The following is a 21,038-nucleotide window of genomic DNA, read 5'->3' as shown; positions in this document are numbered from 1 at the left end:
GGTTGGCATCAGGGTCAGCACATGCCGTCCGACCCGAAGAGCACACTGAAGACCTACATCGACGCGCGCCGCGAGGCGCTGATCTCCAAGGTCGAGGACCTGTCCGAGCGGGAGGCCCGGTTGCCGCGTACGCCCACCGGCACCAATCTCCTCGGCATCATCAAGCACGTCACCGGCGTCGAGGCCGTCTATCTCGGGTCCACGTTCAGTCGACCGTTCCCGCATCCCGAGGAGCTGATCGCGGACGAGGTCTTCGACGTCGACCCACAGGCGGACTGGTACGCCACCGAGGACGAGACCGCCGCCGGAGTCATCGACCTGTACCGCCGAGTCATCGCCCATGGCAACGAGACGATCGACGCGCTACCGCTGGACGCCATCGGCCACGTACCGCACTGGGGGAACGAGGAGGTCACGCTCCACCAGATCCTGGTGCATCTCTTCGCCGACCTCGCCGGTCACGGCGGCCAGGCCGACATCCTTCGCGAGATGGCGGACGGCGCGACCGGCTGGCGCAGACCCGGCGACAACATCCCCTCGGAGTACGACTGGCCCGCGTACGTCGCCAAGCTGAACGAGATCGCGAACAAGTTCTGAGCCGACGTACCTGACTTCTCGGCGAAAACGAACAGGCCCGCCTCCCGAAGGAGGCGGGCCTGTGTGGAATCCCTAGATCAAGCGGGGACCACGTTGAGGGCCAGCTTGGCGGACACCTCGTCGTGGAGCTTGACGGAGACCTCGTGAGCACCGAGGGCCTTGATCGGGTTGCCCAGCGCGATGGTGCGCTTGTCGATCGACTCGCCGGTGGTCTCGGAGACCGCGGAGGCGATGTCGGCGGCGGTGACGGCGCCGTAGAGGCGGCCGTCCTTGCCGGCGCGGACCTTCACGTTGACCGTGTTGGCCTCGAGCTTGCCCTTGATCTCGGCGGCGTGAGCCTCGTCGCGCACGGAGCGAGCCGCGCGCGCAGCCTTGATCGACTCGGCCTGCGACTCGGCGCCGCGGGACCAGCGGATGGCGTCGCCACGCGGGATCAGGTAGTTGCGGGCGTAGCCGTCCTTGACCTCGACGACGTCACCGGCGGAACCCAGCCCGGTGACCTCCTGCTGAAGGATGATCTTGGTAGCCATGTCGATCCTCCTCAGCGACCGGTGGAGGTGTAGGGCAGCAGAGCAACCTCGCGCGCGTTCTTGACGGCGATGGCCACGTCGCGCTGGTGCTGGACGCAGTTGCCGGTCACGCGACGGGCGCGGATCTTGCCGCGGTCGGAGATGAACTTACGGAGCAGGGTGGCGTCCTTGTAGTCGACACCGGTCGCCTTCTCCTTGCAGAACTGGCAAACCTTCTTCTTAGGCTTGCGAATCACTGCCTTGGCCATTGTGGTGCTTCCTTTCTAGAAGCCCGGCCCCAGCCGCGGAGCGGCATATGGGTTGAGTACCGGAATGGTTGAGGGATTCGGAATGTGGATCTGTTGATCAGAAGGGAGGCTCGTCGTTGCCCACGCCCGGGGTCGCCCACGGGTCGTTGGCCGGCGCGCCGCCGCCCGCGTTGGCGGGCTGCTGCGGAGCCGGCGAGGCCCACGGGTCGTTGCCGGCCGGAGCCTGCTGCTGGCCACCACCCTGGGGGCCGCCGTAGCCGCCACCCTGGTTGTAGCCACCGCCACCGCCCTGGTTGTAACCGCCGCCACCACCCTGGCCGCCGGACTGCCGGCTGGCCTTGGTGACCTTGGCGGTCGCGTAGCGGAGCGAGGGACCGATCTCGTCGCACTCGAGCTCGAAGACAGTGCGCTTCTCGCCCTCACGCGTCTCGTAGGACCTCGACTTCAGGCGGCCCTGAGCGACGACACGCATGCCGCGCTGCAGGGACTCGGCGACGTTCTCAGCAGCCTGGCGCCAGATCGAGCAACGCAGGAACAGGGTCTCCCCGTCCTCCCACGAGTTGGTCTGCCGGTTGAAGGTGCTGGGCGTCGAAGCAATCGTGAAGTTGGCAACGGCTGCACCCGACGGCGTGAAGCGAAGCTCCGGGTCGTCGGTGAGGTTGCCGATCACGGTGATGACGGTGTCGCCTGCCATGAGATCTCCCTTGAGTCTGATCTGGGTGTCGGTGTCGGTTCAGGAGCTGTTCCCTGTGGGCCCAACATAGGACCCGGCGCCGACATTTTCCGACGGTGACATCCGCGTCACTTGGACGGGCGGATGACCTTCGTGCGCAGGATCTGCTCGTTGAGGCCAAGCTGGCGGTCGAGCTCCAGAACGGTCTTGGGCTCGGCGGTCAGGTTGACGACGGCGTAGATGCCCTCGGCGTTCTTGTTGACCTCGTAGGCCAGACGACGACGTCCCCAGACGTCAACGTTCTCGACGGTGCCACCATCGTTGGTGACGACCTTCAGGAACTTGTCAAGGGTCGGGGCGACGGTGCGCTCATCGAGGCTGGGCTCGAGGATCACCATTACTTCATAGGCGCGCATAGCGTTCTCCACCTCCTACGGACTCGGCGGCCATGGTCTCTCCATGGCAGGAGGGCTGATGCGATGTCCCGTCTCCATCTGTGAAGAGGGACGCGTCAGGGTATCAACCAGTGCCTTCCTCACCCGAATCCACAGTCGTGGCCGAATCCACGGCTTCGACCGTGAACGGCACCGTGATCACCTCACCGGTGCCGAGCCGGAACTGTGCCCACAGTCGGTAGAGACCCGCCTTGGGTACGTCGAGGTGCAGCCCGAGCTCAGGGCCGAACGTGGTCCCGGGGACCGCCAGCTCCTCGCCTTCGGCGTGACCGTGCACGAACGTCCCGCCGTCGGCGCTCATGACCACGACGTGGCCGGCCGCACCGAGATAGGGCTGTAGGTCGTCGACGACCTTCCCGGTGGCGTCCTCGAACCCGAAGTGCAGATCGCTCTCCTCGTCGGCGACCAGGTCGCCCTCGAGCGTGACGGTGAGATCGTCGACAGTCGACGACCTCGGGCTCGCCTCCAGCGGGACGGCCGGGGGCTGCGTACCTTCGATCGTGAGCTGCTGCCGGTCGAGCACGTCGGCGATGTCGGCGCGCCGGCGGAACTCGGTGTCGACGCGGTAGGTGCCTCCGGCCGGGAAGGACACGTCGGTCTCGAGCTCGCCCGGGCGGCCGGTCGGCTCGGCGTGCAGGTGGCGGAACCAGGAGAGGTCCTGGCTCGTCACGATGACGTGCATCCAGGCCTGGTGGGTGCGACCGAGGTCGGTCACCGGCTCGCCGGTCTCGGCGTCCGTGACGAGGAATCGCAGCCCGTCCTGCCGCCGCGTGATCGCGACGTCGATGCCCGCGTCGTCGGAGGCCACCGGAGCCACGTCGACCTCGTGCATCTCCGTCATCGATGGCCGCATCGGGCTCATCCCCTGCGCCCACTCCAGGAGTCCGTTCATCCCTCGCTGGGCCGGCTCGGTGCGCGACAGGTAGGTCAGGCCGGCACCGATCGCGAGGGCGACCACGGCGGTGACCAGCAGGTATCCACCGTCGCGGGCCTTGGTGAGGAAGCCACGCCCGGCGTACGCCTCGGGGGTCTCGGGCCGACGGAAGCCGCGCAGCCGCAGCGCGTTGGTGACCACGCTGACCGAGCTCATCGCCATCGCGGCGCCGGCCAGGACCGGGTCGAGGAGAGCGAGGGCGGCGACGGGGATGAGGAGCACGTTGTAGGCGAACGCCCAGAACAGGCCCTGCTTGATCGTCGCGACCGTGCGACGGGAGAGCGCCAGCGCGGTCACCACGCCGCGGAGGTCGCCGCCGACCAAGGTGATGTCGGAGGCGGCGAGGGCGACGTCGGTGCCGGTGCCGATCGCGATCCCGACGTCGGCCTGGGCCAGCGCCGGGGCGTCGTTGATCCCGTCGCCGACCATCGCGACGACCTTGCCGTCGTCCTGGAGCTGCTTGATGCGGGCGAGCTTCTGCTCGGGCAGGAGCCCGCCGGCGGCGTGACGTACGCCGACCTCGTCGGCCACCTTCGCCACCGTCTCAGCGGCGTCGCCGCTGAGGATGTGCACCTCGACGCCCGACTCCTCGAGCAGGCGCACCGTCTCCCTCGCCTCGTCGCGGACCTGGTCCTCGACCCGGATGCTGCCGGCGTACGCACCGTCGACCGCGACCAGCACCGCACCGCTGTCGGTGGCGTCGATCCCCTCCGCGGCCATCATCGCCGCGTTCCCGACGACAACGCGCCGACCGTCCACCACCGCGCTGATCCCGCGCCCGGGATGTGCCTCGAACGCCGAGACGTCAGGCGCGTCGGCCGAGGCGTCACGTACGTCGGCCGAGATGGCACCAAGTGACGCTTCGGACGACCGGAGTGACGCTTCGCGCGACGTATCTGACGTGTCGGACGACGGGAGTGACGCCTCGGGCGACGTACGTGACGCCTCGGCATGGGCTCGAAGGGCGGTGGCGAGGGGGTGGTCGCTGCCGGTCTCGGCTGCGGCGGCGATGGCGACCAGGGCTCGGGAGGTCCAGCCGGGAGCGGGCGCGACCTCGGAGACCTCGGGCTTGCCGTGGGTGATCGTGCCGGTCTTGTCGAAGACGATGGCGGTGACGGAGCGGGCGCGCTCGAGGGTCTCGCCGGAGCCGACGAGCACGCCGAGCTCGGCGGCACGGCCGGCGCCGACCATCACCGCGGCCGGCGTGGCCAGGCCGAGAGCACACGGGCAGGCGATGATGAGGACCGCGATGGCGGCAGTGACGGCGCTGGTGAGGCTCTCGGCGTCGGGGCCGAGGACGAGCCAGCCGACGAAGGTCAGCGCGGCCACGATCAGGACGGCGGGTACGAACACCGCCGACACCCGGTCGGCGAGACGCTGCAGCTTGGTGCCGGAGCCCTGGGCCGACTCGACCATCGCGATGATCTGCGCCAGCGTGGTCTCGGAGCCGACCGCGGTCGCCTCCATCTCGAACGAACCGGTCTGGTTGATCGTCGCGCCGATGACGATGTCGCCCTCGGTCTTCCGCACCGGGTCGCTCTCACCGGTGAGCATGGACTCGTCGACATAGGACGCTCCGGCGACGAGGCGGCCGTCGACCGGGATCTTCTCCCCGGCGCGTACGCGGATCCGGTCGTCGACCTGCAGGTTCGCCACCGGAACGGCGACGTCACGACCGTTGCGGACGACCGTGGCCGTCTCCGGCATGAGGCCGACGAGGGCCTTCACTGCGTCCGCCGTACGCGATTTGGCGCGCGCCTCGAGCCAGCGACCCATCAGCACCAGCGCGATGATGACCAGGGCGGTCTCGAAGTAGAGGTGGAGCGGCAGGCCCCACGCCTCGGCCTGTCCCATCCACAGGGTCACGAAGGCGCTGTAGGCGAAGGCGATGCCGGTGCCGAGCGTGACCAGCGTGTTCATGTCGACGGATCCGTGGCGGATGCCTCGGACCGCCGCGACGTAGACGTCTCGGCCCGCCCACCACTGGGTGATCGCGGCGACCACGAGCACGATCGACATGACCGGCTCCATGGCGTCGGGCGGGAGCGGGACGTACATCAACGCCATCAGGCCGAGCCCCACCGCCAGGGCCGTGATCCATCGCCGCTTGAGCTGGACGAGCTCTGTCTCGCGGCGTACGTCCCGGTCGTCTTCGACTGTCGAGGGCTCCTGCGGGCTCTCGACGGTCGATGATCGCAGGACAGCCTGATAGCCCGCCTTCTCGATGGCGGCGCTGATCTCGGCGAGGTCGGTGCGCGCGGGGTCGAAGTGCACCAGCGCGGTCTCGGTGGCGAGGTTGACGTTGGCGTCCTCGACCCCCTCGACCCGGCTGATGGCCTTGGTGACCCGGCGTACGCAGCTCGCGCAGGTCATGCCCTCGATCTCGAGCTGCTGCTCCGTCGGCGTGGTGGCGGTGGGGCTCATCGCGATCAGGCCAGCGAGTAGCCGGCCTCTTCGACGGCGGCGCGGATGGCGTCGTCGGAGATCGGCTCGGCTGCGGTGACGGTGACGTTGCCCGAGGCCAGGTCGACGTCGACGTTGCTCACGCCGGCGATCTCGGTGACCTCCTCGGTGACAGAGGCGACGCAGTGACCACAGGTCATGCCGACGACGGTGAAGTTCTGGGTGCTCATGAGAATCTCTTCCAGGGTTGTTGGATTGTTGACAATCAGGACCGAACGAGGCGAGCGATGGCGGCGGAGGCCTCGGCGAGCTTCTCGTCCGCCTCGGCGCCACCGTTCTGGACGGCACCGGCGACACAGTGGCCGAGATGCTCGTCGAGCAGCCCCAGCGCGACCGCCTGGAGCGCCTTGGTCGAGGCGGAGACCTGGGTGAGGATGTCGATGCAGTAGGCCTCGTCCTCCACCATCCGCTGCAGCCCGCGCACCTGGCCTTCGATGCGCTTGAGCCGCTTGAGATAGGCCTCCTTGTTCTTGTTGTGGAGGTATCCGTGGTCTGCGTGGTCTTCGTGCCCAGTGTGCTCGTCCATGCCGACTACCATACCCCCGTAAGGTATGAAGTCAACCCCGCGGAATGTCGGTGCGACGTCCTAGACTGGGGTCATGGCTGTTGCGATCGGTGCCCACGTAGACCAGACCGACCCCGTCGCCGAGGCGACCGCGCGCGGCGCGAGCCTGGTGCAGTTCTTCCTGGGCGACCCGCAGTCCTACAAGGGCCCGGTGGTGACGTACGCCGAGGGCGCGGCAGCGCTCAAGGCCCGCGCCGAGGCGGAAGGCGTCGATCTCTACGTCCACGCGCCCTACATCATCAACGTCGCCACGACGAACAACCGGATCCGGATCCCGAGCCGCAAGCTGCTCCAGCAGCACATGGACGTCGCCGCCGAGGTCGGCGCCAAGGGCCTGATCGTGCACGGCGGTCACGTCATCAAGGACGACGACCCGGCGAAGGGCTTCGACAACTGGCGCAAGGCCATCGAGGCGACCGACATCAAGGTCCCGCTCCTGATCGAGAACACCGCCGGCGGCGACAACGCCATGGCGCGTTACCTCGACCGGATCGCCGGGGTCTGGGAGGCGATCAGCAAGGCGGACGGGTTCGAGAACGTCGGCTTCTGCCTCGACACCTGCCACGCCCACGCCGGCGGCAACCCGCTCGAGACGGTCGTCGAGGACGTCCGCAAGATCACCGACCGCATCGACCTGGTCCACTGCAACGACTCCCGCGACGAGTTCGACTCCGGCGCCGACCGCCACGCCAACTTCGGCGCCGGCAAGATCGACCCCGACCTGCTGGCCCAGGTGGTCCGCGACGCCGGCGCCCCGGTCATCTGCGAGACCCCCGGCGGCGCCGCGGAGCACACCAGCGACTTCGCCTGGCTCCGCGAGCGGATCTGAGCCACCGGGGCGGATGAGTCAGCACTGAGAAGTCGCTGAAGAATCCGCGAGAAGGACCACCCAGCGGGACTGTCGACTATGACCCAACCGGGCCATTGACATAGGCTTCTTCGAATGAGTTCGAACTGGCGCGCCGATGTTCAAGGTCTCCGTGCCGTCGCTGTCGGTCTGGTGATCGCAGGACACGCGGGACTCTCCGGGTTCGAGGGTGGGTTCGTCGGAGTGGACGTTTTCTTCGTCCTCTCCGGGTTCCTGATCACCACCCTGCTGCTGCGTGAGACCGACCGCAGCGGGACGGTCAGCATCAGTCAGTTCTACGCCCGCCGCGCCCGCCGGATCCTGCCGGCAGCGACCGCGACGATGCTCGTCGTACTCACCTACAGCGCCATCGTCCTGCCCCAGACCCGCACCGACCAGATCGCCGGTGACGCCGGCTGGGCAGCGGTCTTCCTGGCCAACGTGCACTTCGCCCGGGAGGCCGTCGACTACTTCAACAACGCCGCCCCCTCACCGTTCCAGCACTACTGGTCGCTCTCGGTCGAGGAGCAGTTCTACGTCGTCTGGCCACTGCTGGTGCTCGCCGTCGCGTTCTGGATCCCCAAGCACCACCGCCGCCGTGCGGTCACCGCGCTGGCCGCGCTCGTCGCGGTCGTCAGCTTCGCCTGGTCGCTGCACGCGACCGCCGCCGACCCGACGACCGCCTACTTCTCGACGCCCGCCCGAGCGTTCGAGCTCGCTGCCGGTGCCCTGCTCGCCTGCGTCACGGGTCGCCTGGCGAGCATCAGGCTCGGACGGTTCCACCGGGCGTACGCGGCAGGCCTCGGCATCGCAGGCGTCAGCACCCTCGTCTACGCCACGATGAGCTTCAGCGAGGAGACCCACTTCCCCGGCTGGCACGCGCTGGTCCCGGTGCTCGCCACGGTCGCGCTCCTGGTCGCCGGCCCTGCCACCCCGACCGGCTGGCTGCTCTCCAAGCAGCCGTTCCGCTATCTGGGCGACATCTCGTTCAGCCTCTACCTGTGGCACTGGCCGATCCTGATCCTCGCCCCCGAGGCGATCCCCGGCGGCGGCCTCCGCCAGCTGCTGATCATGCTGGCGCTCATCCTGGCCGCCTCCGCGGCGAGCTACCACTGGATCGAGATGCCCTTCCAGCGTCACAAGATCCCGCATCTCACCAAGGGCCGCCGGGCCCTCGCCCTCTGGCCGGCCGCTGCCGCCCTCGCCCTGGTCGCGGGGACGAGCTCGCAGGCGTACGCGGGCTATCAGGTCGACGTCGCCAAGGCCAACGCGGAGGAGTGGTTCCAGGAGAACCCCGACGTCCTCGAGACCGACGACAAGCCGGTCACCGGCGTGCTGAAGACGACGATCGAGGCCGCCGAGAAGGGTGCGCCGCTGCCGCCCGAGGCCAAGTTCGACGCCAGCGACTCGTGGGCCGAGCGCGGCGGCTACTGCTACGCCGGCTACGGCGAGACCGAGCTCGACGGCGACTGTGTCTACGGCGACGGCAAGGCCGAGCGCACCGTCGCCGTCGTCGGCGACTCCCACATCGGGATGTGGCTGCCCGCCCTCGACACCCTCGCTGAGCGCCAGCACGTCAAGCTGGTCCCGTTCGTGAAGCTCGGCTGTGCCGCGTACGGGGTGAAGCAGAAGTCCTCGAAGATGACCGTCGAGGAGTGCGAGGACTTCCGGAAGTGGACCAACGAGCAGATCGCCGACCTCGACCCGGACACCATCGTCGTCGGCGCCCGCGGGATGCTCGACATGGAGGAGCGCGACGGCGTCTCGACCGAGGAGCAGTGGCGCGAGGGCGTACGCCACGGGGTCCGGTCCTTCGAGAAGATCACTCCCGACGTACGCGTCTTCGCCGATGTCCCCGCCGTCGAGAACGACCCGGGCGAGTGCCTCTCCGACGCCCGCAACCTCCTCGAGGACTGCGTCGTCAAGGCCGACGGCACCGAGGTCGACTCCAACGAGGTGACCCAGGAAGCGCTCGAGGGCACCGAGGCCGCGTACGTCGACATCGTCGACCTGGTCTGCACCGAGCGCTGCCCGCTCGTGGTCGGCGACGTCGTCACCTACTACGACGACTCCCACATCACCGCGACCTGGGTCGACCGGGTCACCCCGGCGCTCGGCAAGCGGCTCGGTCGGCTGGACCGTCCCGCCTGACGTTCTGTTTCATATAGAACACATTTCAGTTCTGCGGCGACCGAACCATTGCCCTCGCGCTGACCGCGCGGGACAATCGAATGTTGCCGGGCGGGGCAGTCATCCCCTCACCGCCTCGCCCGGCCCAGCCGTGCCGTCAGCCCGGCTCGGCCCGCGCGTGGGTTGGGCATCCCCCTAGTGCCCAACCCACGCCGCGGCCCCGAAACCGCCTGCCTCCCCCAAGGCGGCGGCGCCAGCGTCCGAACCGAATTCCCCCGAATCTCGGCCCGGACAGCCCCAAGGAGCAGGCTGCGTACGCCTTGATACGTGCGCATCGAGAAAATCCTGCTCGAGCTCAGGAGCCGTGTGCCGCGGTCTCCCAGAGGGCGCTGATCGGAACGGCCCGAAGCTTGGGTCCGAACGAGATCGTGCGGGGTCCGGTGTGGAGGAGATAGCCGCCGAGGAAGTCGCCGCCGGTGCGTTCCTGGAGGTGCCGGAGACCGCGGAAGTCTTCGGCTCGTGGCGTGGAGGTGGCCTTGATCTCGATGCCGGCGATCTCGAACGCGGGAGTCTCCAGGACGATGTCGACCTCGACGTTGTCCTTGGTGCGGTAGTGGTACATCTCCGCGCCGGAGTCCGACCAGGTCAGCTGGCGGGCGATCTCCATCGCGACGAACCCTTCCAGGAGTCCACCGAGCTCACCGTCCTGGCGGGCGAGCGCATCTGAGTTCTGGCGTAGGACCGCGGCGGCGAGACCGGAGTCGACCACGGCGACCTTCGGGGTGCGTACGGTCCGAGTGGTCGTGTTGCGCGCCCAGGCGGGGATCTGGCGGATGAGGAAGACCTCCTCCATCAGGGCGAGATAGTGCTCCACCGTCGACCGCGAGATCTGGAGCAGAGCGGCGAGCTTGGCGGGCTGGAGGAGCTGCCCAGAGCGCGCCGCGACGAGATTGAGAAGTCGGCGCATCTCCCGGCCGTGCTGGATCTCCGAAAGCTGGACCACGTCGCGGTTGATCAGGTCGGCGACGTACGCATCGTGGAAGCTGCGTCTGCGGCGTCCCTCCCGCGCGACGGCCTCAGGGAAACCGCCGCGTACGACGCGCTCGACGTAGTCACGACGAGTCAGGTCGGAGTCGTGGCGGATCTCGGTGTCAGGGTCGAGGATTGCGTCGACGAAACCGTCGGGGGCGTCATCGATCTCGCCCTGGGACAGCGGCCACAACGTGATCGTCTCCATCCGGCCGACCAGCGTGTCGGGGAGGTTCTGGAGGCCGAGGACACGGGCGGAGCCGGTGAGCAGGAACCGTCCAGGGACGAACTCGCGGTCGACCAACTCCTTGATCGGCAGCAGCACCTCGGGATTGCGCTGGACCTCGTCGATCACCATCCTCGGCGCCAGGTTGACGAACTCGACCGGATCGCGGCGGGCGCCGTTGAGGGTGTCTGGGCTGTCGAACGAATACCACGCCATGTCGCGGTCCCGAGCGACCTGGGCAACGAGCGTGCTCTTGCCTGCTTGGCGGGCGCCGTTGACGAGCACCACCCGGGTATCGGCAAGAGCCTCGACCAGCCTGCCCTCCGCATGACGCGGGACGATGCGTCCGATCGGGGACTGATTCACCTTGGCCATGGCCCCATCATGACCCTGTGACCAGCATTTAGCCAGGGCTTCCACCCGCATCTAGCCGAAGGTCGTACCCGCATATAGCCGCTGCACCCGCCTGCATGTAGCCGCCTCATCCTGCCCGGATGAACGGAACGTGTTCAGCCGAAACCTCTTCCCCGCGTTCAAATCGCCACTACCGTACGGCGGGTGCCAGGCCCAGGAATGCTCACGCTGATGGTGCTGCCTGCGGTCATCGGTCTCATCATCGTCGCCCGCCCCAACGTCGCGACCTCTCTGACGAGCCTGCGCGGGAAATGGCTCATCGTCCTCGTCGCCGCGCTGCAGTTCATGCATGCCGAAGGGCTGTGGCCAGATCAGGTCAAGGACAGCGTCGAGCGTCGCGTCTATGCCGTCCTGGTCGTGGTCATCGCGATCGCCTTCTGTTGGCTGAACCGCTCGCTCTGGTCTCGTCGATCAGGCCGGTGGGCGCTGTCGCTCATTCCGCTCGGAACTGCATCGAACTCACTACCCATCGCCATCCTCGGCACGATGCCGTACAGCACCTCGGGCGCCCGCGCCGCCGGCTACTCCAGCGCCGAGTTGGCGACTAACGCGCCCGGATACATCCGCCTCGATGACGTCTCACCTCTATGGATCCCGCTCGCCGACCTCATCCCGGTCCCGGTTCTGATGAAGGTACTCAGCATCGGAGACCTGCTTCTCTTCCCTGGCCTGGCGTTGCTAACTATCGCCTGTTACAGAACCAACACTCCGGACCGTCCCGCCGGCACGACAATGCGGAACGGGTCCGTCCAGTCATCGGCGTAGCCGCGCCGATTCTCACCTTTACCCCACGAGAGGAGAAGCAGATGAGCACGGACGAACTGAAGGCACGCACGTACCTTGCAGCCACGACCACCGTCACAACGGCGCTGGCGATCTACGCCTTTGCGGCACCATTCAATCGAGGCAATTGAGCCTGGACAGGTGGGGAAGGACCTTTCAGGCCCTCCCCACCCCCGGCATTTGTTCGTACTCCCTCAGGAGAAGCAGACGAAGGGCGCCGGCGGAACGTCTGTGGTCGGCGCGGGAAGGGACTCGGCGAGGGCCTCGGCAGGGGCCAGCCCCTTCGCAAGGGCGCCGTGGAGACGGCTGAAGACCTCGTACGCAGCCTCGTCCGCCACCACGGCAGGAGAGGCGATCACTGCTCGGGCGCCGGCGTGGAGCCAGGCGCCGACCAGGCCGATGAGCTCCTCGCCCCAGCGGATGGTCGACCGTCCGACCTCGCAGGCCGAGAGGAGCACGACGTCGGGGACGGCGGCGAGGCCGTCGATGTCGTAGCCGTACCAGGTGCCGTCGGCGAGCTCGAGCCCGGAGAAGAGAGGGTTGTCGGCGGAGTGGTGGCCGTGGGCGGCCAGATGGAGTACGTCGACCTCGGCTGCCAGCGCCGAAACGGCGGCCGCGGTTGCGTCGCTGCCTGTGAGCAGGTGGGGTCCGGACCAGGCGGTGGCGCTGTGCGCGACCTCGTCGGCGGCTCGCATGACTCGCGGTCCGGCGACGAACCCGGCGGTGGCGGTGCGCAGAGGGGTGTCAGCACGACTCAACCAGGCGGTGGCGCTCTGAGCCACGGTCACGGGTCGGCCGGTGAACCCAGTCAGCAGCGTCCACGGCACCGCCGCCAACACCGCCGAGGGAGTCAGGACGACCGGTCGGTTGCCGATCCGCTCGAGGATCGGCGTCACGAGCAGGTCGGAGAGCTGCTGGAGCCGGACGCTGAGGTCACTGCGTACCGCGACGCCCAGGGGCCCCGGGAGATCGGTCGCGGCGACATCGAGATCCGGCAGCAGACCACCGAGGAGGGATCCGAGCGCGGCCTGATCACCGAGGTCGACCCGGGCGGCCGCATCGTCGGTCGCGACGACGGCGACCAGACGTCCGGCAGCCACGACATAGGCGACGAGCGCATGGCCCCCGATGCGTCCGTGCAGGTCAGGAAGGGAGATCGGGTCCGAGACCTGGCCGGATCCCTTGACCCGCCAGGCCCGCTGGCGGATCTGCTCACGCAGCTCGGCCTCACGCTCCGGGGTCACCTCACCACGGAGCTCGGCCAGGTCGGCAGCGAGCTGCGGATCCGACGGTGGCCGCACCGCCTGGACCCGCGAGGCCAGCATTCGCGAACGCTCCGACCACTCGAAGAGCACGTCGGTCTCACCCGACTCGACGGCCAGCTCCAGGCCGCGTCTGGCGAGAGTCCGGCCGTGGCCGGAGACGTTGGTCTGCAGATCCAGGCTGCCGAACGAGCTCTGCCACAGGTGAAAGTCGTCGAGGCCTGCACGCAGCTCGCGGAGTCCGGCGGCGGATCGGCCGGCGGCCACCGCCAGCTCGGCTCGGAGCTCGCGCTCCACGAGGCGGATGTCGATCGGTGCCTCAGGTGGGACAGGACCTATGACCGGGCCGCTCGCTGGTCTCGACGGAAGGCCTGCGTTTTCGGCCGAACGAATACGCGCCAGCCGAGCCTTCATCCGCACCCGCAGGGCCGGCCAGTTCAGCCCCTGCTCCTCGAGCGGTCCGGCCAGCGCCTCTCCGTCCTCGCTCGGATCGTGACCCGCCGTCACCGCCGCCTCGAAGGCCACCGCCCGGGCACGTAAGGCCAGCCCATGCGCCTTCGCTTCCTCGAACCAGCCATGCGCCGAGCGCGCCACCCGCTCCGCCTCGACCGGATCGGTCGCGAGCAGGTGCGACGCCAGCGCCAGCTCAGCCTCGCCCTGCCGCTGACGCTGCCCCTTCGATCCGTAAGCCTCGGCCGCCTGCCGCAACATCTCCCCACCCTGCCGCGTCAGGCCCGCAGCCATCAGCACCTCGGCGCGATCGGCGTCGCACACCGCCGTCACCAGCGGTCCGGCAGCTGCCTGCAGGTCGTACGACGACTCCATCAATGCCAGCGCCTCAACCAGGTCGCCTGAGAGGAAGAGCGCGTATGCCCGGTTGTGCTCTGCTTGTGCTGCCGAAAGCCCGTCGCCGAGCGCAGAGAAGTGGCCTGCTGCGGCTTCGAAGTCAGATGCCGCCTCCGCCGTCTCGTGCCGGTCGAGGTGGACCGTGCCACGATTCAGGTGAGCCTTCGCCAACACTGCGGGGTCGACCAGCAACGCGATCGCCTCGTCAAAGGCCGCCATCGCCTCGCCCGCCCGCCCAGCGCGCCGCAGCAGCATCGCCCGCTGTTCGAGAATCAGACCCCTTGCCTCGGGCTCCTGCCCCGACTCGGCAAGCACACGGTCAACGATCTCCAGCGCTTGCTCCATACCTCCCTGATCAGCTACGAAGTACGCAGCGGTGATGTCGATCCGGTTCTGCAGAGCTGGATCGGCGGCGCTCAGGCGGGCACTCTGGAGCAACGTCTCGGCCTGAGCGAAGTCTCCCCGGTTGGCCGCGACGACCGCCCGCTGGTGGAGCTCGTCGGCAGAGGCTGCTTCCATATCAGGAACTGCCCACCTCGGCATGTATCGGAGCGATGTCGGCGAGTGCTGAGGCCAACCGGTCGATGTCGTGATGGAGATCCCCCGGGTTCGACCCATGGCTCAGACGCTCGGCGATCTTGCCCGCCAAGAGCGGGGCTGCGAACGACGTCCCGCTCCATGTTCCGAAGCCACCCCGGAAGTCATCCGGGTCGAGGGACGACCTAAGTCGACCATCGAACTCGCTCGCCGCTGAAGCTTGGAGACCACCTTGGAAGGATTGAGGGAAGGTGCTCACCAAACCGGCACCGACCTCAAAGGCTCGAACCCATGGTCCGGCATTGCTGAAGATAGCGTCGGAGACACCGTTGGGGTTGAGCGCCCCGACTGACACGATCGGGAGCATCCCCGGCTCCGCCTGAATCGGCCCCTGTCCATCACTCCACGGTGCAAATGCCGCAGGGAAGAACGGCCGGAACGTGGCATCGTTACCCGCCGAGCAGACAACCAGGGTCCCGTTGGCGGACAGATCGGCGAGGATGTCGTAGAGCGTGCTGTCGAAAAGCCCATCCTCCGGGGTCTCGTGGTAATAGCCCATCGACAAGTTGAGCACGTCGATGCGCCGGCCGCGAGGGTCCCCGGCTCGGTATAGCCGGACCAGTTCCGCGATCTGGGCCAGCGCGGTGATCCAGTCTGCCTCGGCCACCGATCCGCTAGGTGGCACGATCCGCCACGCGAGGATGTCTGCGTCAGGGCACGCCTGGTGGATCAGTCCGGCGATGAAGGTACCGTGACCGGCGACGTCATCGATAACGCCATCCAGCGGACCGATCTGATCGCCGTCACCCTCCGGGTCCGGCGACGTCACGGGCCAGCCGATCGGGTGGCCGTTCAAGCACACATTTCGTTCCACGAAGTCGAGCCACGGGTGCTGACCGCAACCAGTGTCGAGCACGGCGACCACCGGACGTACGTCGTCACCCATCTCGTCGGCCGATCGGCGTCGGGGCTCAGGACCAACGTACGCCACGGGCGTGCGACCACCAGTGCCGAGCGGGTCATATCCATCCGCGGGCACGGTCTGGTTGTGCGGCACCGTCTGGTTGTGTGGCACGGTCTGGTTGTGTGGCACGGTCTGGTTGTGCGGCACCGCCTGGTTGTGCGGCGATGCGCCGATCACAGGCACCGGCACGAGAACATGCTCCAGGCTCACGCCGCGGGCATGATGCATTCCCTCAGCACGTAGAAACTGCAGCACCGTCCAAGCATTCGGTGGCGTAGCAGCCTTGCCGGGGATAACACCCAGTCGGACCCGGCGCACGCCGAACCGAAGGCCGATTGCGCACTCAGGCTCATCCTCGGCGATGGCGCGCCAGCCGAGACCCTTGGCGGCCTTCTCGATGCGCTTGAATGTGTCCTCGAAATCGACCGCCTTGGAAATCAAGAGGGCAGTCGATGAGTAGACAGTCGAGCCCGCCGCCACACCGTCGATGGCAATTGCATTCGTTGGGTCGAGAACTCGCGCCTCAGCCCATCCGTAGGCCATCGACAGCCGGGGCTCATTCTTGGGATGCACTGTGTTACTCCTGGATCAGATCTCGAACGTGGGGGTCAGGAAGGCGGCAGAGCCGTCGGCGGGCTCGAAGCGGAGCCGGATGAGGCCGGCAGGCAACGAGGTGAGCTCGAAGCGGCCCGAGGCGCCGAGGGTGACGGCGACGATCGGCGTACGGACATCGTCAGCGCGGATGGCGCGGACGGTCATGGGTGAACCGGGGACGACCCAGCCGTCGAGGCGGGCCGTGGTGTCGGTGTCGGATGCGACGCGGACCAAGACATCGACACCGGACTGCGCGAAGCGCAGCGTATAAGCGGAGCGGGCGGAGGTGGGAGCGGCAGAACGGACCCCGGCGGCCTCGGCACCAGAGGTGGACTCGACCAGGAGCATCAGCTCCAGGTCGAGACCCAGACCGGATTCGGACGCGGCGCCGGCGGCAGCGACCTGCATCCGGGAGATCAGGCCTCCGGGCACGGGATCCCCGGCCGCATAAGCCTGTCGCACCAGCCCCAGCAGCTCTTCGCGTGTGGGCTCCTCCGAGCTACCCATCACGACACCCCCTCGTCGCGCAGCGCGTCCCGCAGCTTCCCGAGACAGCGGCCGCGGGTGGGGCCGATGCTGCCGATGGGCATCTGAAGCTCTTCGGCGAGGCCGGCGTAGTCGGGCCGGTCGGAGAAGGCGACCACACGCAGCAGCCGTCGGCATCGTTCCGGCAAACCCTCCACGGCCGCCCAGATGAGCGAGTTGCGGTCGCCCTCGACGACCAGCGACTCCGCCGAGCGCTGGGTGGGGACGCGGGACTCGAGCGCCTCGTCCTCCACGGGTACGTCACGACCGGACCGCTTCGCGACCCGCCAGGCCTCACGGCGCGTGGTGAGCGTGAGCCAGGCACCGACGGCCGCAGTGTCGAGGATCGAGGAGTGCTTGCGCACGAAGGTCAGCCAACACGTCTGGACGACGTCCTCGGCCTGCTCCTGGGTGAGCCGGTAGGAGCGAGCGACCTGCCACAGGACCGGGGTCATCGTCGCTACCAGCTCGTCGAGGGCGGCGGAGTCGCCGCTGAGCCAGCGGTCGAACTCGTTCCTGGCCCGGGACCACACGGTTGCGGGCGCGTCGGTCTGACCCGCCCCGCCAAGCTCCCGTGTCACAGTCCCCTCCTCGACCGGCGGCCTCCGGAACGGCGCCGAGCCGGTGGGGGGCCAGACGACGCGTGGACGCGCCATCGTGGTGGTCATCGTTGCTGTCACGACTACCAGGAGGCCCGGGCCCCTGCCGTGATACATCTGGCGCCGACAATAGCGGGTCTCGACGGGCTCGACTACCGGCCGACTCCGCGCATCACCAGAACAGGTAGCCTTCTGCGGGTGAGTCTCACCGTGCGCCCCATCACCGCTGCGGAGCATCTCGCCTACATCGAGAAGCAACCCAGCGTGAGCTTCCTCCAGACCCCATCGTGGGCCCGGGTCAAGACCGAGTGGCGCTCGGAGTCGGTCGGCTGGTTCGACGACCACCAGGGCGGTGCCCTCGTCGGCGCCGCGCTGGTGCTGCACCGGCCGGTGCCGAAGCTGGAGCGGTTCACCCTCGCCTACCTGCCGGAGGGACCGAGCATCGACTGGTCGGGCGACCTCGCCCCGTGGCTGCAGCCGCTGGCGGCCTACCTGAAGAAGAACGGGGCCTTCGGCATCCGGATCGGCCCGCCGGTGACGACGGCCACCTGGAACGCGAGCCAGGTCAAGGACGGGATCGCCGACGACACCGTCCAGCGGCTCAGCCAGCTCACCCCGACCCACCGCGACGCCACCGGCGCACGCGTGGTCAGCCAGCTGCGGGCGGCGGGCTGGCGGCTGCAGTCCCCCGAGGACGGCTTCGGCGCGGGACAGCCGCAATACAACTTCGTCATCCCGCTGGCCCACGAGGACGGCACCCTGAAGACCGAGGACGAGGTCCTCAAGGGGATGAACCAGCTCTGGCGCCGCAACATCAAGAAGTCCGCCAAGATGGGCGTCGAGGTCACCGTCACCTCGCCCGCCCACCCGGCGGCCGGCGACTTCGAGGGCGACCTGAGCGCCTTCCACGACCTCTACGTCCACACCGCCGCGCGCGACCACTTCACGCCCCGCCAGCGCAGCTACTTCAGCACCATGTTCTGGGCGATGTCGTCCGAGGACCCGGAGCGGATCAAGCTCTTCCTGGCCCACCACGAGGGCGACCTGGTCGCTGCCACCATCATGGTCCGCGTCGGCCGGCACGCCTGGTACTCCTACGGTGCCTCCTCGACCGAGAAGCGAGACGTACGTGGCTCCAACGCCCTCCAGTGGGCGATGATCCAGGACGCCATGGCCGCCGGCGCGACCACCTACGACCTGCGCGGCATCACTCCGACGCTCTCCACCGACGACTCCCACGTGGGGCTGATCCAGTTCAAGGTCGGCACCGGTGGCCAGGCGGTGGAGTACGCCGGGGAGTGGGACCTGCCGCTGAACAAGCCGATCTACACGGCCTTCGATGTCTACATGAAGAGGCGCTGATCTCCGTATGCCGCTGAAACTGACCGTTGACGCCGATCGCTGGCGCAAGCACGTCCAGACCTTCGCCGAGGCGACGCCCGGTCTGGTCCCGGTGGCGAAGGGCAACGGCTACGGCCTCACCCTGCGCAAGCTCGCCCACCAGACCGAGTGGCTCGCCGGCCTCGGCACCGGCGTCGACACGCTGGCGGTCGGCACCTACAACGAGGTGTGGGAGGTCGCGACGAGGTTCAGCGGCTCGATCTACGTCCTCACCCCGTGGCGGCCCTACTCCCCCGAGATCAACCCGGAGATCGCCGACCGGATCATCCACACGATCAGCCGCCCCGAGGACCTGCCGCTGCTGCTGGAGCGCCAGCCGAACGCGCGGGTGATCCTCGAGCTGGTCACCTCGATGCGCCGTCACGGGATGACCCCGAGCGACCTGTGGCCGACCGCCGCGATCGCCCACGAGCACGCCCGGTTCGAGGGCATCACCATGCACTTCGGCCTGGATGGCGGGAGCCTCGCCGAGGTGCGCGCCCAGATGGACGCCGTGGTCGGCGCGGAGGCGAAGACGGTGTGGGTCTCCCACCTGAGCCCGAACGAGATGGCCCAGCTGCGCGCCTCCTACGGCGACATCATCTTCCGCCCGCGCGTCGGCACCGGCCTCTGGCTCGGCGACCGCGGCGCGCTCAGCGTGACCGCGACCGTCGAGGACGTACACCCGCTCGAGCGGGGCTACTCCTACGGCTACCGCGGCCGCAGCGCCATGCGCGCCGGTCACCTGGTGGTCGCCTCCGGCGGCACTGCCCACGGGATCGGGCTCGAGGCGCCGCTGGGCGACACCCACCTGCGCTCCCGTGCCCTCGCGGTCGCCCGCGGTGGCCTCGACGCCATGGGACAGTCGCGCTCGCCCTACACGCTCGACGGCAAGGCGCTCTGGTTCGCCGAGCCGCCGCACATGCAGGAGTCGATGCTCATGCTTCCCTCCGGCGCACGCGTGCCGCAGGTCGGCGAGGAGCTCGAGGTGCGCGTGCGCTACACCGCGACCTCGTTCGACGAGATCATCCTGGATTCCTGAGGGTCCGACGTCTCCGCGCGAGCCTCGGTCCAGCGCACCGGGTCGCGCCACGGCTCGTAGATCTCCCGGACGACGACCACGATCAGATAGATCTCGGCCGCCACCCGGGCCAGGATCGCGAACCAGTACGCCGGCTGGTCACCGCCCCCGCTCGCCAGCAGGTCCGCGAGATACCACCAGACCGCGACGAAGTAGACGAGCTCGCCGGCCTGCCAGATGAGCTGGTCACGCCAGCGCGGCACCGCGAGGACCGCCAACGGCAGCAGCCACAGCACGTACTGCGGTGAATACACCTTGTTGACCAGCAGGAACCCGGCGACGATCAGGAAGCCGAGCTGCGCCAGGCGCGGGGTCTCGCGGGCGGTCAGCCCGATGATGAGTACGCCGCTGCACCAGGCGATGAAGAAGGCCCAGGAGACGAGGTTGACAGTCTGTGCCGAGATGGTCGCGTCGGTCGCCTGCTGGGCGACGAGCCACAGCGAGCCGAGGTCGGGGCCGCGCTCGGAGTTGAAGCTCCAGAAGACCTTCCACTGCTCCAGGCCGGTGGCCATCGCCGGAAGGTTGGCCAGCACCCAGGCGAGCACCGTGGCCAGGGCGGCGACCGCGAGGTCGTAGTAGCGGCGGCGCCGGAGGCAGATGACGACCAGCCCGCCGAGCAGGAAGAGCGGGTAGAGCTTGGTCGCACAGCCCAGCCCGATCAGGATGCCGGTCAGCAGCGGCCGGTCCCGCGACCACGCCCACAGCGCGCCGGCCACGAAGACCACCGCCAGCATGTCCCAGTTGATGATCCCGGTCACCGCGAGCACCGGGGCGAGCGCGAACGCGGCCGCGTCCCAGGGCCGTCGGCGATGCGTGCGTGCCAGGAACCAGGCCGAGAGCAGCGCGGCGACCGCGAAGCCGATCGCGTTGACGACGATGAAGACCCGGATCTCGTGGTGCATGCCGAGCAGTCCCCAGAGGCTCGAGGTCTCCTCGAGGTGGCGGTCGTCCTCGCCGGGGGTGTCGGTGAGCCAGTCGGTGATGTGGGCCGTCGCCCAGGCGTAGTAGGAGATGCCGACCGGATACTCCATCACCTGCTGGTAGCGCGCCCTGACCTCAGGATCGGAGGAGTAGGGCCACTCGTGCTCGGCCAGTCCCCGGTCGACGTAGAGATAGGGCAGATCGGAGTAGCAGAACTGGGTGTATCTGCTCTCGCCGTTGGTCCAGGTGGCGTTGTAGCAGGTCTGCTTGGACACCATCCCGACCGCGAAGGTGAGCGCGGTCAGGACCAGCAACAGACCGACGGCGCTGAACCAGCGCCGTCTGCCGTGTGCGAGTCCCCCGAGAGGACCACCCACGGCGGTGGAGGCGGTCCTGACGACCGCGTCCTCCGCCGTCGGGGCGGTCACTGGACCC

At 68.5% G+C, this 21,038-nt stretch carries 19 protein-coding genes; 6 read left to right on the top strand and 13 right to left on the bottom strand.

All coding sequences use genetic code 11. The annotated features are described in order from the left end of the window. Positions 1-21: 21 nt before the first annotated feature. Positions 22-597 carry a DinB family protein gene (locus tag WBG06_RS11570; RefSeq protein ID WP_336736872.1) on the top strand — a complete coding sequence of 192 codons (576 nt, stop codon included), beginning with the start codon at positions 22-24 and terminating at the stop codon, positions 595-597. A gap of 77 nt (positions 598-674) precedes the next feature. Here WBG06_RS11570 and rplI read toward each other — a convergent pair whose 3' ends face one another. The 7 genes from rplI to WBG06_RS11535 form a co-directional block, all read right to left on the bottom strand. After that, on the bottom strand, positions 675-1,127 hold the full coding sequence (gene rplI, locus WBG06_RS11565) for a 50S ribosomal protein L9 (RefSeq protein ID WP_336736871.1): 453 nt from the start codon (positions 1,125-1,127) through the stop codon (positions 675-677). A gap of 11 nt (positions 1,128-1,138) precedes the next feature. Beyond that, positions 1,139-1,375: a 30S ribosomal protein S18 gene (gene rpsR / locus WBG06_RS11560; protein ID WP_008355445.1), complete on the bottom strand. Its 237-nt coding sequence runs from the start codon at positions 1,373-1,375 to the stop codon at positions 1,139-1,141. A 97-nt stretch (positions 1,376-1,472) separates the two neighbouring features. Then, entirely contained in the window at positions 1,473-2,069 is a 597-nt protein-coding gene (locus WBG06_RS11555; protein ID WP_336736860.1) for a single-stranded DNA-binding protein, read from the bottom strand. A gap of 107 nt (positions 2,070-2,176) precedes the next feature. Further along, positions 2,177-2,464, bottom strand: a complete 288-nt coding sequence (rpsF, locus tag WBG06_RS11550; protein WP_008355448.1) for a 30S ribosomal protein S6 — start codon at positions 2,462-2,464, stop codon at positions 2,177-2,179. A gap of 103 nt (positions 2,465-2,567) precedes the next feature. After that, complete coding sequence (locus WBG06_RS11545; RefSeq protein WP_336736858.1) at positions 2,568-5,861, bottom strand: heavy metal translocating P-type ATPase; 3,294 nt, start codon at positions 5,859-5,861, stop codon at positions 2,568-2,570. Between the two features lie 5 nt (positions 5,862-5,866). After that, the gene (locus tag WBG06_RS11540) at positions 5,867-6,070 is read right to left on the bottom strand and encodes a heavy-metal-associated domain-containing protein (RefSeq protein ID WP_008355452.1); all 204 of its coding nucleotides are present in this window, start codon (positions 6,068-6,070) and stop codon (positions 5,867-5,869) included. Between the two features lie 35 nt (positions 6,071-6,105). Next, positions 6,106-6,426 carry a metal-sensitive transcriptional regulator gene (locus WBG06_RS11535; RefSeq protein WP_336736855.1) on the bottom strand — a complete coding sequence of 107 codons (321 nt, stop codon included), beginning with the start codon at positions 6,424-6,426 and terminating at the stop codon, positions 6,106-6,108. Positions 6,427-6,499: 73 nt separating this feature from the next. Here WBG06_RS11535 and WBG06_RS11530 point away from each other — a divergent pair, with 73 nt between their 5' ends. Further along, positions 6,500-7,294 (top strand): deoxyribonuclease IV, encoded by a 795-nt coding sequence (locus WBG06_RS11530; RefSeq protein ID WP_336736853.1) that lies wholly within the window; start codon positions 6,500-6,502, stop codon positions 7,292-7,294. Positions 7,295-7,408: 114 nt separating this feature from the next. Next, a complete protein-coding gene (locus tag WBG06_RS11525) occupies positions 7,409-9,463 on the top strand; it encodes an acyltransferase family protein (RefSeq protein ID WP_336736851.1) in 2,055 nt (684 codons plus the stop codon). Positions 9,464-9,797: 334 nt separating this feature from the next. Here the strand turns inward: WBG06_RS11525 and WBG06_RS11520 are convergent, their stop codons facing one another. After that, positions 9,798-11,072 (bottom strand): ATP-binding protein, encoded by a 1,275-nt coding sequence (locus WBG06_RS11520; RefSeq protein WP_336736849.1) that lies wholly within the window; start codon positions 11,070-11,072, stop codon positions 9,798-9,800. A gap of 198 nt (positions 11,073-11,270) precedes the next feature. Here WBG06_RS11520 and WBG06_RS11515 point away from each other — a divergent pair, with 198 nt between their 5' ends. Continuing rightward, entirely contained in the window at positions 11,271-11,876 is a 606-nt protein-coding gene (locus WBG06_RS11515) for a DUF5317 family protein (RefSeq protein WP_336736846.1), read from the top strand. A gap of 212 nt (positions 11,877-12,088) precedes the next feature. On the opposite strand, the gene WBG06_RS11510 is transcribed toward WBG06_RS11515, so the two are convergent. The 4 genes from WBG06_RS11510 to WBG06_RS11495 are packed head-to-tail and all read right to left on the bottom strand — an operon-like array spanning position 12,089 to position 17,203. Then, positions 12,089-14,521 (bottom strand): CHAT domain-containing protein, encoded by a 2,433-nt coding sequence (locus tag WBG06_RS11510; protein WP_336736844.1) that lies wholly within the window; start codon positions 14,519-14,521, stop codon positions 12,089-12,091. Between the two features lies 1 nt (position 14,522). Then, complete coding sequence (locus WBG06_RS11505) at positions 14,523-16,076, bottom strand: S8 family peptidase (protein WP_336736842.1); 1,554 nt, start codon at positions 16,074-16,076, stop codon at positions 14,523-14,525. A 15-nt stretch (positions 16,077-16,091) separates the two neighbouring features. Beyond that, positions 16,092-16,604: a hypothetical protein gene (locus tag WBG06_RS11500; protein ID WP_336736840.1), complete on the bottom strand. Its 513-nt coding sequence runs from the start codon at positions 16,602-16,604 to the stop codon at positions 16,092-16,094. After that, the gene (locus tag WBG06_RS11495; RefSeq protein WP_336736837.1) at positions 16,604-17,203 is read right to left on the bottom strand and encodes an RNA polymerase sigma factor; all 600 of its coding nucleotides are present in this window, start codon (positions 17,201-17,203) and stop codon (positions 16,604-16,606) included. The genes WBG06_RS11500 and WBG06_RS11495 overlap by 1 nt, the downstream gene beginning before the upstream one ends. A 216-nt stretch (positions 17,204-17,419) precedes the next feature. Here WBG06_RS11495 and WBG06_RS11490 point away from each other — a divergent pair, with 216 nt between their 5' ends. Together WBG06_RS11490 and WBG06_RS11485 are read left to right on the top strand one after the other, a co-directional pair. Beyond that, on the top strand, positions 17,420-18,583 hold the full coding sequence (locus WBG06_RS11490; protein WP_336736835.1) for a lipid II:glycine glycyltransferase FemX: 1,164 nt from the start codon (positions 17,420-17,422) through the stop codon (positions 18,581-18,583). A gap of 7 nt (positions 18,584-18,590) precedes the next feature. Beyond that, complete coding sequence (locus WBG06_RS11485) at positions 18,591-19,643, top strand: alanine racemase (RefSeq protein ID WP_336736833.1); 1,053 nt, start codon at positions 18,591-18,593, stop codon at positions 19,641-19,643. Here the strand turns inward: WBG06_RS11485 and WBG06_RS11480 are convergent. Then, complete coding sequence (locus tag WBG06_RS11480; RefSeq protein ID WP_336736832.1) at positions 19,601-21,031, bottom strand: glycosyltransferase family 87 protein; 1,431 nt, start codon at positions 21,029-21,031, stop codon at positions 19,601-19,603. The two genes, WBG06_RS11485 and WBG06_RS11480, sit on opposite strands and share 43 nt — an antisense overlap. Positions 21,032-21,038: the final 7 nt, after the last annotated feature.

Source organism: Nocardioides sp. CCNWLW239, from assembly GCF_037137035.1.
Taxonomy (GTDB): Bacteria; Actinomycetota; Actinomycetes; order Propionibacteriales; family Nocardioidaceae; genus Nocardioides.
This window is presented reverse-complemented; position numbering and strand designations above follow the sequence as displayed.